The organism is Pedobacter sp. KLB.chiD, from assembly GCF_047040275.1.
GTDB lineage: Bacteria > Bacteroidota > Bacteroidia > Sphingobacteriales > Sphingobacteriaceae > Pedobacter.
Genome location: NZ_CP178207.1, coordinates 5,225,082 through 5,237,921 on the forward strand (window position 1 = coordinate 5,225,082; position 12,840 = coordinate 5,237,921).

The following is a 12,840-nucleotide window of genomic DNA, read 5'->3' on the forward strand; positions in this document are numbered from 1 at the left end:
AATGTTGCTATGAAACTTCGGGAAAGGATAAACAAAAAAGGTTGCCGTTTTTATTGCAATAAACCGACACGTATTATAGATTAAAATCGGCTACATTTGCGGTAACAACAATACATTTACGATGAAGATAGGAATTGTTTGCTACCCCACTTTCGGCGGTAGTGGAGTAGTTGCAACAGAACTGGGTAAAGCACTGGCTAACGAAGGGCACCAGGTTCACTTTATTACTTACAGTCAGCCTGCCAGGCTCGATTTCTTTTCTTCCAATCTTTTTTATCATGAGGTATCGGTAAGGGATTATCCACTTTTCGATTACGCCCCGTACGAATCGGCACTGGCCAGCAAACTGGTAGATGTTGTCCGGTTTGAGCAATTGGATGTATTACACGTTCATTATGCCATTCCACATGCATCTGCTGCTTTTATGGCGAAGCAGATTTTGGCAAGTTATGGCCTTCATATTCCGGTGGTTACTACTTTGCATGGCACCGATATTACTTTAGTGGGTAAAGATCCAACCTACAAGCCCGTGGTTACTTTTTCCATTAACCAGAGCGATGGGGTAACTACCGTGTCGGAAGATTTGAAAGAAGATACCTATAACCACTTTGAGATTACAAAAAAAATTAAGGTAATCCCGAATTTTATAGATTTTTCACGCTTTAGTTTACAGGCCAAAGGTCATTTTAAAAAAGCAATTGCGCCAAATAATGAGCGTATTTTAATCCACACCAGTAATTTCAGAAAAGTGAAACGTACTGCTGATGTGATCAGGATTTTCGAAAAAGTACAGGCCGTTATTCCGTCGAAACTCCTAATGGTAGGCGATGGACCTGAACGTGCTTACGATGAGCAGTTATGCAGATCATTGAATATTTGTGAAAATGTAAGGTTTTTAGGTAAGCAGGATGCGGTTGAAGAGATCTTATCGGTTTCGGATCTTTTCTTAATGCCTTCAGAATCTGAAAGTTTTGGTTTGGCTGCATTAGAAGCAATGGCGTGTAAAGTACCGGCAATTACCACAAATGCTGGTGGTTTACCTGAGCTTAACATTGACGGATTTTGTGGTTACATGAGCAATGTTGGTGATGTAGAATCGATGGCTGCACATGCCATTGAGATTTTAAAAGATGATGAAACACTTAACCGTTTTAAAGAAAACGCATTCAAAAGGGCACAGGATTTCGATTTAAAAAAGATTTTACCGGTTTATGTCAGTTATTATAAAGAAGTTATTGAAAACTCTTTGCAAGCTAAATATTAACTACGTCTATCTTTATATTTTAACTACAAGAAAAACAAAGGTTTGCAGATAATAAACTCACACTGATCTTTAAACATCTGTGGTAAAAAAGATAATTACAGTATAGGAAAATTGTCCGCTTGATCATTGGTGTCGGCAATAATTTAAAAATGTAAACTTTCTCAAAATCAAATGATTATAAATCGTATCTTTGCGGCTTGAAAAGGTTTGGTGTTTAAAAATTCCTGAATCATTTCCGCAAAATTAAAAAGAGGTTATTCCAAATGAAGAAAATTGTTGATTACAGAAAGCTTTTAAACGTAGATAAGAATGCTGAATTAAAAGAGCTTAAATCTGTGTACCGTACATTGATGAAAGATTGTCACCCTGATAAATTTCAGCAGGAAGAAGAGAAGTTGGATGCAGAAGCCAGAAGTAAACAAATTATTGAAGCTTATCATTTCCTGGTGAGTATTGCGCCTGAAACACGTGAACAGAATATCGAAACCTACACACAAACAACTACCTTGTCGAATATTCAGGATTTCGAGTACAAACAACAGGTTTTAAATATCCAGTTTTTTGATGGAAGTGTTTACGAATATTTTGATGTGCCAAAAGCAATCTACGTGAAATTGGTTAATGCTGATTCGCCCGGCCGTTTTGCCCGCAGGCATATTTTTAATGAATTCCCGTATCGTAATGTGACCAGGGTTGCAGAACCGGCATAAGGATTGATGATATATTATTTTAAAGGCTCCAATGAAAATCGGGGCCTTTTTTTATTTCGTCATAATGAACCGTTTTCGGTATCTGTCCCGCTTCAAAGACCCTGAAACACCCGCCCGGCTAGTCGGACGGGTGTTTCAGTATTTATCATGCAGATGTTTAGTAATTTATTCCTCGTGATTTAGCCATCTTCTAAAGTTTCAAATAAATCTACCCAGTTAGGATTTCTTCCGTTAATAAGATTAATCTTCCATTCCCTCCTCCAGTTTTTTAATTGTTTTTCTTTTGCAATAGCTTCCTCAATAGAATCAAACTGCTCGAAATAGACGAGTTTACTACAGTTGTATTTGGCTGTAAATGAATCTGGATATTTCTTCTCTCTATGCTCAACTACCCTGAAATATAAGTCTGATGTTACACCGATGTACAAAACCGTATGTGTGTGATTTGTTAATATGTAAACGCAGCCTCCTCTTTCCATGATTATATGTTAAATGCGGCCTTTATAGACCCTGAAACAAGTTCAGGGTGACGATTGCATGTGGAATCCGTCATACTGAACTTGTTTCAGTATCTATTATACGACTATAGCTTGACCAATAAGAGTTAAGAATTAAGCTGGCAATTTTGATTATTTGCCATTTTATCTAATTTCCATTTCTTGTATACATTTCTCAAGTTTAGCTTTTATGGCAATCCTGAGCGTGAATTTTGTCCAATCGAAATTTTCCATGAATAAAGTTGACTTTTTAATCAAAAGCTAAACATACCGGAGCGCCAACCTCAATTCTTTTGCCGCTATCGGTTAATTTTCCGGTGTTTTTATTTCGGTCAAAAATAACAATGTTGTTGGTGTACTGATGTCCGATCAAAAGAAATTTTCCAGTCGGATCGATGGCGAAATTTCTTGGTCCTTTACCTAACGTGCTTACGGTTTCAATCAATTTTAGTTTACCGTTCGGCAGGATTGAAAAGGCAGAAATGCTATTGGCATCTCCCCGGTTGGTTTCATAAAGAAATTTTCCATCAGCAGAAACGTGGATGTCCGCCCCGTCAATTTTTCCGGTAAAATCTTTTGGTGTAGTGCCAATTTCCTGGATTTTGGTCAAATTTCCATTTGAGTAGGCGAAAACAGTTATGCTGCCGTTAAATTCATGTACTAAATAGCCAAATTTTCCATTCGGACTAAAAGTAATGTGCCTCGGACCACTTCCTGCATTGGTTTTAAGGACCGATTTTACGGTCAATATCTTTTCTTTTGCATTTGGGTTATAATTGTAAATGTAAGTCTGATCTTCACCCAGATCATTAACAATCAAATATTGATGATCTGGTGTAAATTTAACCATGTGTACGTGTGCACTTTCCTGCCTGCCCTTCGGATCAATACTTTTGCCTGTATGTTTAATGATCTGTAGCGCTTCGGTTAACGACCCATCTGCTTTTCTTGAAAATACTGCTAAACTGCCACCGCTATAATTGGCCACAATTACGTTTTTGTCGTCAACGGTAATGTAACATGGATCTGCACCATGACTATCAACCTTGTTCAGAAAAGTCAGGTTCCCGCTTGCTGCATCATATTTAAATGCACTAACCGTGCTGGCTGCACCGGTTTCGTTAACGGCATAAACAAATTGATGATCTGGTGAAACAGCTAAATAGCTTGGGTTTAGTGTGTTTTTTGTAATACTTTTTATAGTTGTAGCAGCGGTTTTAGTATTAAAATTGTAAATGTAAATCCCTTCACTTTTTCCAGGTGCGGTGTAAGTACCAACCATTAGGTTGTAATTGCTTTTTTGGGCAAATGTTAAGGTAGATAGTATGGTGAGTATAAGCAATGAACTAAATTTTTTCATGAAACGATGTGTTGATTTTAGCAAATATAAAGAAAGTTGGTTACGGAGTCACAGCAAATACATAAGATGTTCCGTGATCGATCGTCCCGGTTTGCAATCGGGATGCATGAGAATGGCGATTTTATCGCTGTCTGGTATGTATAAATGTAATGTTTATTCCTCTGCTTTGCAAACAAGGTTGATGCGATTCTCTATATGCTTAGTGTTAAAAAAAACAATAAATAAAAAAGGCAGCCGATCGGCTGCCTTACCCTATTTAATTAAATGTTTAATTTGGATCAATTCATGTTCTTCAAGATAACGCCATCTGCCGCGCGGTAAATCTTTCTTGGTTAAATTACCATAAACCACACGGTCTAATTTTTCTACGTTATAACCTAAATGTTCAAAAATACGGCGAACAATCCTGTTTTTTCCACTGTGGATCTGGATACCGATTTCTTTTTTTGTTCCGCCTGCAACGTAAGAAATATTGTCGGGCTTAATCAGGCCATCTTCAAGCTCTAAACCAAAAGCAATTTTGTTTAAATCGCCCTGTGATAAAGATTTATCCAATTCAACGTTATAAATTTTTGTGATACCGTTTTTAGGGTGCGATAATTTATCGGCTAAATCACCATCATTTGTCATTAACAACAAGCCTGTGGTATTGCGGTCTAAACGGCCAACCGGATAAATACGTTCACGACTCGCTTTGTCAACCAGTTGCATTACGGTACGGCGTTCCTGAGGATCATCTGTAGTGGTAATGTAGTCTTTTGGCTTATTCAATAAAACGTAAACTTTTTTCTCACGTTTTAATAATTCTCCATTGTAACGAACCAAATCTTTTGCCGGGTCTACTTTGTGTCCCAGTTCGGTAATAGCTTCGCCATTTACGGTAATAATACCGGCAATGATCAGTTCGTCGGCTTTACGGCGAGAGCAGATGCCTGCATTTGAAATATATCTGTTTAGGCGAATTAAGCCTTTATCTTCATTTGTTTTACGGCTCGGAGCAATTACAGTGCGTTGCGGATGATTAAATTCCGTATCTCTTGGCTGCGTCTCATCACGTTTTCTAAACGGACGGGTATCGCCTTCCCTCGGCTCTCTGGGTTTTACATCTCTTGAACTTCCTGCACTTGGCTTGAAATCTGATTTTCCTCTGGATTTGTAATCTTTATAGCCGCCTTCTCTCGGTTTAAAATCGCGCGAATCTCCATCCTTAGATCTGAAATCACGTTCTCCTGTTCTTGGCTTATAATCTCTTGCACCACCTTCTCTTGTTTTAAAATCTCTTTCTCCCGTTTTTGGTTTGTAGTCTCTCGATTTGAAGTCACGGTCGCCCGTTCTTGGTTTGTAATCTCTTGATTTGGAACCGCGATCTTCAGCAGTTGAATCTTTAGACCTGAACTCACGATCGCCGAATTTGAAACTCTGCGGTTCCGAATCTTTCGATTTGAAATCACGTCCTCCTGATCTGGGTTTGAATTCTTTTTGGTTTCCGAAAGATTTTGATTTGAAATCTTTACCATCTGTGCTTCTGGATTTGAAGCTGTCTTTTGGATCGGATGATTTTTTGAATTTGCTGTCTTTGTCGTCCGATCTTTTTCTGCCTGATCCGGCCGAACTGCTTCTGCCTTCTGTTTTCCGACCGCCTGTTTTGGACTTGTCATCCCGACTGTTCCTGTTGTTTTTGTTTATCATGATACGCTTTTAACGCATTAAAAATGCGGGCTGCAAATTTATGAAAAATTGGCGAATATTACAACTACTCAAGCAGAAAAAGTAGATAAAAAAATAGCCTCTAAAATAGGAAAAATCGTTCAAAAATCAAAATTTAAAATCCGCCTTTAAAGCACTTTAAAGGCGGATTTTTGCACTTATTTTTGTAACTATTTGATAGTGTGCTTATTATTTTATAGCTTTGCCAGCGTTTTTATTTAAGTTTCACCAAAAAAAGGAGGAGAATGTTAAAGAAACACATCGTACCATTTTCAGTAGTGGCAACACTATTTATCTTGGCAAAAGTGTTCACTTACCAAATGCCCTTAGCACAAAAAAGTCTTTTTAAGGAAGAAAAATTAAGCTCTACAATAACAAAAACTGATAGCATAAAAGTTGAAGACGTTGCGAAACCTCTTTCTTTAATGGCCCAGTTAAATTTCGCGGATGAAACCCTGCCTTTAGGCGATAAAAGGGTGGAAAGAAAAATGAAGAAAATTTTGGCCGCACACAGTTACAAGAACACACAAACCAATCTTTTGCATCAAAAAGCAGCAAAATGGTTCCCGGTTATCGAACCCATACTTGCCGCTTATGGTATCCCAAACGATTTTAAGTATTTGGCTTTGGTCGAATCTGGAATGACTGAAGGGACTTCGCCTAAAGGCGCTGCCGGAATCTGGCAGTTTATGCCGGGTACTGCACGCAATTATGGATTAAAAGTAAACGGGAATGTTGATGAGCGTTATAACCTACGCAAATCTACAATTGCTGCCTGCAAATACATTAAAGAAATGTATAAGGGTTTGGAAAGCTGGACATTGGTGGCTGCGGCCTACAATGTGGGCGACGGCCGTTTGCGCAAGCAGATCAATAATCAAAATCAGGACAATTACTACAAAATGAGGTTGAACCGTGAAACCGGGGGCTACGTTTATAAAGTAATTTCCATGAAGCAGATTATGGAACACCCGAAACGTTACGGTTACAAAAAACCGAGGGTATTATTGGCCTATAACGGCGGATAATATAATTAAGATAAAGACAAGCATTTGGTAAGGCGTCCCGGTTTGAGTATCGGGACGCTTTTTATTTGAAGGCCACGGCAGCATGGATTAACACGGAATGGTTTTACCACATAAGAAATGTAAGGTCATTTAAGTGCACGTATATCTTAATATATTTGATCATTATTATAAATTTCCATTATTACAAAACACAAGTTTCTCTGATCGGTGTTTCTCCTAAACCCTAAACCCTAAACCCTAAACCCTAAGCCCTAAAACCTGTTAACAGTTTCTATTTGGCGGTTTGCAGTTGCCAATAAACAAATGGCTAATGAACCAATTAACAGTTTACGATTTGCATTCACCAATGAACTACCGGCCAATGAACTAATAAACTAATAATTTCCTTTCTTTGCAATATGTTCAAACTGCGCATCAATAAAATAATCAACCAACCTGGAGATAACATTACGTTTCAGTTAGAAGAGATGGATCAAAAATATCCGGAGTATCTTGCTGGTCAGTTTGTTTCGTTGGTTTTTCAGGGTAAACATCAGGAGATAAGAAGATCATATTCATTTAACAGTTCGCCTGATGTGGATGAGCCTTTGGCCATCACGGTAAAGCGGGTAGAAAATGGAGAGATCTCCAGGTTTTTGCATCATAGAACTTCGGTAAATGATATTCTTTTGGCACAGGAACCACAGGGTTTGTTTAGTTACATTCCAGATGAAAATCTGGAAAGAGATCTTTTTCTTTTTGCTGCAGGCGTTGGGATTACACCTCTATTCTCGATTTTGAAAACAGCACTGGTGCGTGAGAAAAAATCGTTGATTACTTTGATATATAGCAACCGATCGAAAGAAGACGCATTATTTTATGACGAATTGATTGAATGGCAACAAAAATATCCGGATAGATTAAAAATAGTCTGGGTTTTTAGCAACAGCAAAAACCTAATGACGGCCAGGCTAAACAGATTTTATATCGAAAAACTGGTTAAAGAACATTTACATTTCGAACGGGATCAAGCACTGTTTTACAGTTGCGGACCTATCATCTATATGGATTTATGCCGGATTACCTTATTGGGAATGGGCTTCGATATTAAACAGATCAAAAGAGAAACCTTCGTGTTGCCAGAGGATGAGGTTGATGAAGATGACAGCTCTGAAAAAGTAGTGGATAAAAATACCTACTCCGTTATTTTAAATTTTGAAGGCAAAACGTACAATTTTGCTGTGCCATGGCCAAAAAGAATTCTGGATGTTGCGCTTGAAAATAAGATTAAATTACCTTACAGCTGTCGTGGGGGCGTATGCAGTACCTGCGTGGCCCATTGTACCAAAGGTGGGGTAAGAATGGATTATAACGAAGTGCTTACCGATGATGAGTTGGAAAGGGGCCGGGTTTTGGTTTGTACCGGCCACCCTACGGAGAACGGAACGACGATTGAGTGGTAGTAATAGCTATAGTAATTTCATTGTTGCTGGATATAATGTTGATAGCAATGTTTCCATTTTAAAAGTAGTCATCATAATCTCAATTGTCATGCTGATCCGATAGCTATCGAATTTATTTCAGCATCTTTTTATCGATAAAGCCCCCGAAATAATTCAGGATGACGATACGATAAATATAAAACATATGTGTAGTTGATTGTGTTGTTTGTAGCATGTGATTTTTGTAGAGATTAATGCTGATATTATGACAATTAATCCTTAATACATATCGGTTTAAACTTTCTTTTTGATAAAATTTTTAGCATTTTTGCGGATTGAAATCTGGCCTTTTTTAAGCCCGGTTTTAGGTCCCAACTTTAAATAAAATATGAGCAATAAATCTGTCGACCTCGGTGAGCAAAAAGATGTAGAAGTATATGGTGCGAGGGTACATAATTTAAAGAATATAGACGTAAGCTTTCCGCGAAACGAACTCGTGGTGATTACAGGTTTAAGTGGAAGCGGTAAATCTTCCCTGGCTTTTGATACCATTTATGCTGAAGGTCAGCGCCGATACATGGAAACTTTCAGCGCCTACAGCCGCCAGTTCATGGGCGGTATGGAGCGCCCGGATGTAGACAAAGTTTCGGGTTTAAGTCCGGTTATTGCCATTGAGCAAAAAACCACCAGCAAGAACCCGCGCTCTACCGTAGGTACCATTACCGAAATTTACGATTTTATGCGTTTGCTTTATGCCCGTGTGGCTGATGCTTATTCGTACAATACGGGTGAGAAAATGGAGCGTATGAGTGAAGATCAGATCCTCCAGAATATCTTCAATAAATTTGATGGTTTAGCGGTAAATATTCTTGCGCCGGTGGTTAAAGGCAGAAAAGGGCATTACCGTGAGCTTTTTGAGCAGATCCGTAAACAGGGTTATGTAAAAGTGCGTGTAGACGGGGAGATTAAGGATATTACCGCTAAAATGCAGGTGGATCGGTATAAAATCCACGATATTGAGGTGGTGATCGACCGTTTAATTATTGATGTAAAAGATAAAAAACGTCTGCTGGATTCCCTTCAAACCGCAATGAAAATGGGTAAGGGTGTCATCAAAATCAGCGATAAAGATAATAATGTAGCGCATTTTAGTAAATTTTTGATGTGTCCGACCACGGGTATCTCTTATGATGAACCTCAACCCAATAGTTTTTCTTTCAATTCGCCTTATGGGGCTTGTGAGCGTTGCGATGGTTTAGGCTATATTTTTGTGGTGGATAAAGAATCGGTTATGCCGAATCCAAAATTGAGTATTTTGAATGGTGGCCTGGCTCCATTGGGTGAATACCGCGACATTTGGATGTTCCAGGTATTAAAGGCGTTAGCCAAAAAATACAGTTTCTCACTTTCTACTCCAATCGAAAAGTTAAGCGACGAAGTCATCAATATCATTTTAAACGGTTCACCTGACCTGATCAAGGTTGAGGTAGAATACAATAAATGGAATGTTCAGAATTATAATATTACTTTCGATGGTATTATTAAAATGCTCGAAGAGCAAAATGAGAAAAGAAGCGAATCTGCATCGGATGACATGGACGAATTCAGGAAACTGAAAACCTGTCCGGAATGTCATGGGGCGCGTTTGAAAAAAGAAAGTTTACATTTTAAAGTAGATGGCAAAAACATTTTCGAACTTTCGTCGATGGATATCAACAATCTCCATCAATGGTTCGAAAAAGTTGAGGAGCGCCTGTCTGAACGTCAGAATATTATCGCCAAAGAAATTCTAAAGGAAATCAAAGCCAGGATCGGTTTTTTAACTGATGTAGGGTTAACCTATTTAACTTTAGACCGTACTGCACGTACACTTTCTGGTGGTGAGGCGCAACGTATCCGTTTAGCTACGCAGATCGGTTCGCAATTGATGAACGTCATGTACATTCTCGATGAGCCAAGCATTGGTTTGCACCAGCGTGATAACGAACGTTTGATCAATGCCCTTAAAAATCTGCGTGATCTTGGAAATACGGTTCTGGTGGTAGAACACGATAAGGATATGATTCTGGAGGCCGACTGGGTTATTGATGTTGGTCCGGGTGCGGGCATTCATGGAGGGACAGTGGTTGCAGAAGGAACCGCAGCACAGATTCTGAAGTCGGATACTTTAACCGCTGACTACCTGAATGGTAAAAGAAGTATTGAAACACCAAAAGTCCGCAGAAAAGGCAATGGGCATAAGTTGTCACTAATTAAAGCCACAGGCCATAATTTAAAAAAGGTTTCTGTCGATTTCCCTTTGGGTAAATTTATTGCCGTAACCGGCGTTTCGGGCAGTGGAAAATCGAGTTTAATTACCGAAACTTTATATCCGATTTTAAATCATCATTTCTTCAGAGCTAAGAAAACACCTTTGCCTTACGAAAAGATCAATGGCTTAAAAGAAATTGATAAGGTAATAGAGATCGATCAGGCGCCCATTGGCAGAACGCCACGTTCAAATCCATCTACCTATACCGGGGTTTTTTCTGATATCAGGAATTTGTTTGTTCAATTGCCTGAAGCGAAAATCCGTGGTTACAAACCCGGCCGTTTTTCTTTTAACGTAAAGGGTGGCCGTTGCGAAACCTGTCAGGGCGCGGGTTTAAAGGTAATCGAAATGAACTTTCTGCCTGATGTGCAGGTGCCTTGCGAAGAGTGCGGTGGAAGAAGATACAACAGGGAGACCCTGGAAGTTCGTTTCCGTGGAAAATCGATCAGTGATGTATTGGATATGAGTATCGAAGACGCTTGTACTTTCTTTGAAAATATTCCGGTTATCTATAGAAAGATTAAAACCTTAAAAGATGTTGGCTTGGGATATATCACTTTAGGCCAATCGTCGGTTACGCTATCGGGAGGGGAGGCCCAACGTGTAAAACTGGCCACTGAACTTTCTAAGAAAGATACCGGAAAAACCTTCTATATTTTAGATGAACCAACTACAGGACTTCATTTCGAAGATATTAATGTGCTTTTAGGTGTGTTACAGGAACTGGTTGATAAGGGAAATACCATTTTGGTGATTGAACATAATTTAGACGTGGTTAAAGTTGCCGATTGGGTAATCGATCTGGGTGAGGAAGGCGGTGCTGGCGGCGGAAGGATTTTATTCGAAGGCACACCGGAAGGTTTGATCCAGAACCCGATCAGTTTAACCGGAAAATTTTTGAAAAAAGAAATGGAATATCGTCCGGAGCACGCAGCCGGAAGTCCGGAGCCGGAAATTAAAGCGCCGAAGAAAAGCAAAGCTGTGAAGAAATAGGCTGCGGAGAATCGTCATTACCAACTTGATTGGGAAGTTTAATGCAAGCGCTTTAAGATTAGTTTTGCGGAGCAGTTCAAGGTTCCCGCTTGCGCGGGAATGATGAATAATCTGCCGGAATCTGTTATTGGTGGCCTGTAGAAGAACTTTTTTAAACTGAGTTGTTTCGAGGAGTTTGAGCTGACACGTCCGGTTTAAATTAACTTTTACAATACAATTAATAAACCGTTAAGATCCATTTTTACATCATCCATTTTACATTAAAAATATGCTTTTTACCGATACCCATACCCATTTATATTACGAACAGGATGCCGAGAAACAGGCTCAATTAATGGAGCGTTGTTTTGAAAACAATGTAAACCGTTTGTTTTTGCCAAATGTTGATGTGAAATCAATTGCGATGATTGATGACCTGGTGGCAAAATATCCGGCAAACTGCTTTGCAATGGCTGGTTTGCATCCCTGTGACGTTAAGGAGGACTATCCCGTGCAACTGGACTTCATTTACAACAGTATTGCCGGGCGGAAAATTTATGCCATTGGAGAAATTGGAATTGATTTGTATTGGGATAAATCAACTTTGGCTATTCAGCAGGATGCTTTCCGTAAACAGATTGGCTGGGCAAAAGATTTAGGATTGCCAATTGTGATCCATTGCAGAGAAGCTTTTGACGAAGTTTTTGAAGTATTGGAAAGTGAAAGGGATGAAAAATTACGCGGTATATTCCATTGTTTCACCGGGGATTTGGCGCAGGCACAACGGGCTATTGATTTAAATTTTTACCTGGGTATTGGTGGTGTGGTTACCTATAAGAAAGCAGGTTTGGATGCCGTACTTGCCGATATTCCGTTGGCTGATCTGGTTCTCGAAACAGATTCACCTTATCTGGCTCCAGTTCCATTCCGCGGTAAACCCAATGAAAGCAGTTACCTGATTTATATTGCACAAAAACTGGCTGATATTTACGGCGTTGCCATAGAAAAAATAGCAAATGTGACTACGGAGAATTCGAAAAAGATTTTTGGAGTTTAAGGTTTAGTCCGAAGTCTTCAGTCAATCCTTACAATTCGTTATTTCGATCCGATAGCTGTCGGATGAAGCGTGGTCCGGAACGTTCGGTAGGGAAATCTATATCGATAGGTTTGTCTGCAGCATCATGTTGAACCTGTTTTACAAGTAGTGCCAGTGTTTTCAATTGCCTTGTAGCTACTGCGTGATCAGCATCTTTCCTGCACATAATATCGAACTTAAGTTAGTCGTTAGCCTATAGCGTTTCGGGAGGAATACAACATAGCCGAGAAATTTTTCGGGGTAATTTTTTCGTCCTGCGCATTAGTCAAAAATGACACCCCATCTTTGGGACTTTTGAATAATCACGAAGCGTGTTTTAACGGAGAAGCCTGCCGAGGTCTTTCCAATACATAACTTGGTGCTAATGATTTCTTATATTGCAAAATATCGCCTTTCATTTTATTATTTTGATAAAAATATGTTGTTTTTTAGTTTTTTTATTGCTGGTTTAAAAATATCGCCCGATCATTTCTA

Annotated in this window: 10 protein-coding genes; 6 read left to right on the top strand and 4 right to left on the bottom strand. The window is 39.2% G+C overall.

Annotated features, from left to right (window positions below; genetic code table 11):
- Positions 1 to 121: 121 nt before the first annotated feature.
- Positions 122 to 1,264, top strand: a complete 1,143-nt coding sequence (gene bshA, locus ACK1I8_RS21640) for an N-acetyl-alpha-D-glucosaminyl L-malate synthase BshA (RefSeq protein ID WP_412467322.1) — start codon at positions 122 to 124, stop codon at positions 1,262 to 1,264.
- A 263-nt stretch (positions 1,265 to 1,527) separates the two neighbouring features.
- The gene (locus ACK1I8_RS21645; protein WP_412467323.1) at positions 1,528 to 1,974 is read left to right on the top strand and encodes a KTSC domain-containing protein; all 447 of its coding nucleotides are present in this window, start codon (positions 1,528 to 1,530) and stop codon (positions 1,972 to 1,974) included.
- Between the two features lie 179 nt (positions 1,975 to 2,153).
- Here ACK1I8_RS21645 and ACK1I8_RS21650 read toward each other — a convergent pair whose 3' ends face one another.
- From ACK1I8_RS21650 to ACK1I8_RS21660, 3 genes are all read right to left on the bottom strand, one after another.
- Positions 2,154 to 2,453, bottom strand: coding sequence for a GIY-YIG nuclease family protein (locus ACK1I8_RS21650; RefSeq protein ID WP_412467324.1), 300 nt, complete (start codon positions 2,451 to 2,453; stop codon positions 2,154 to 2,156).
- 268 nt (positions 2,454 to 2,721) lie between these two features.
- Positions 2,722 to 3,831, bottom strand: a complete 1,110-nt coding sequence (locus tag ACK1I8_RS21655) for a lactonase family protein (protein WP_412467325.1) — start codon at positions 3,829 to 3,831, stop codon at positions 2,722 to 2,724.
- A 252-nt stretch (positions 3,832 to 4,083) separates the two neighbouring features.
- Positions 4,084 to 5,520, bottom strand: a complete 1,437-nt coding sequence (locus ACK1I8_RS21660; protein WP_412467326.1) for a pseudouridine synthase — start codon at positions 5,518 to 5,520, stop codon at positions 4,084 to 4,086.
- Positions 5,521 to 5,783: 263 nt separating this feature from the next.
- Between ACK1I8_RS21660 and ACK1I8_RS21665 the strand changes: the two genes are divergently transcribed.
- The 4 genes from ACK1I8_RS21665 to ACK1I8_RS21680 all read left to right on the top strand — a co-directional run bounded on the left by ACK1I8_RS21665 (position 5,784) and on the right by ACK1I8_RS21680 (position 12,327).
- Positions 5,784 to 6,566 (top strand): lytic transglycosylase domain-containing protein, encoded by a 783-nt coding sequence (locus tag ACK1I8_RS21665; RefSeq protein ID WP_412467327.1) that lies wholly within the window; start codon positions 5,784 to 5,786, stop codon positions 6,564 to 6,566.
- A gap of 398 nt (positions 6,567 to 6,964) precedes the next feature.
- Entirely contained in the window at positions 6,965 to 8,008 is a 1,044-nt protein-coding gene (locus ACK1I8_RS21670; protein ID WP_412467328.1) for a 2Fe-2S iron-sulfur cluster-binding protein, read from the top strand.
- Positions 8,009 to 8,375: 367 nt separating this feature from the next.
- Positions 8,376 to 11,291, top strand: coding sequence for an excinuclease ABC subunit UvrA (gene uvrA, locus ACK1I8_RS21675; protein ID WP_412467329.1), 2,916 nt, complete (start codon positions 8,376 to 8,378; stop codon positions 11,289 to 11,291).
- A 268-nt stretch (positions 11,292 to 11,559) separates the two neighbouring features.
- Positions 11,560 to 12,327 (top strand): TatD family hydrolase, encoded by a 768-nt coding sequence (locus tag ACK1I8_RS21680; protein WP_412467330.1) that lies wholly within the window; start codon positions 11,560 to 11,562, stop codon positions 12,325 to 12,327.
- 28 nt (positions 12,328 to 12,355) lie between these two features.
- Here the strand turns inward: ACK1I8_RS21680 and ACK1I8_RS21685 are convergent, their stop codons facing one another.
- Positions 12,356 to 12,532 carry a hypothetical protein gene (locus ACK1I8_RS21685; protein WP_412467331.1) on the bottom strand — a complete coding sequence of 59 codons (177 nt, stop codon included), beginning with the start codon at positions 12,530 to 12,532 and terminating at the stop codon, positions 12,356 to 12,358.
- Positions 12,533 to 12,840: the final 308 nt, after the last annotated feature.

Coding starts and splice junctions, on each gene's coding strand:
- bshA (WP_412467322.1), top strand. CDS start 122: ATGAAGATAGGAATTGTTTGCTACCCCACTTTCGGCGGTAGTGGAGTA.
- ACK1I8_RS21670 (WP_412467328.1), top strand. CDS start 6,965: ATGTTCAAACTGCGCATCAATAAAATAATCAACCAACCTGGAGATAAC.
- ACK1I8_RS21665 (WP_412467327.1), top strand. CDS start 5,784: ATGTTAAAGAAACACATCGTACCATTTTCAGTAGTGGCAACACTATTT.
- ACK1I8_RS21650 (WP_412467324.1), bottom strand. CDS start 2,453: ATGGAAAGAGGAGGCTGCGTTTACATATTAACAAATCACACACATACG.
- ACK1I8_RS21645 (WP_412467323.1), top strand. CDS start 1,528: ATGAAGAAAATTGTTGATTACAGAAAGCTTTTAAACGTAGATAAGAAT.
- ACK1I8_RS21660 (WP_412467326.1), bottom strand. CDS start 5,520: ATGATAAACAAAAACAACAGGAACAGTCGGGATGACAAGTCCAAAACA.
- uvrA (WP_412467329.1), top strand. CDS start 8,376: ATGAGCAATAAATCTGTCGACCTCGGTGAGCAAAAAGATGTAGAAGTA.
- ACK1I8_RS21685 (WP_412467331.1), bottom strand. CDS start 12,532: ATGTGCAGGAAAGATGCTGATCACGCAGTAGCTACAAGGCAATTGAAA.
- ACK1I8_RS21680 (WP_412467330.1), top strand. CDS start 11,560: ATGCTTTTTACCGATACCCATACCCATTTATATTACGAACAGGATGCC.
- ACK1I8_RS21655 (WP_412467325.1), bottom strand. CDS start 3,831: ATGAAAAAATTTAGTTCATTGCTTATACTCACCATACTATCTACCTTA.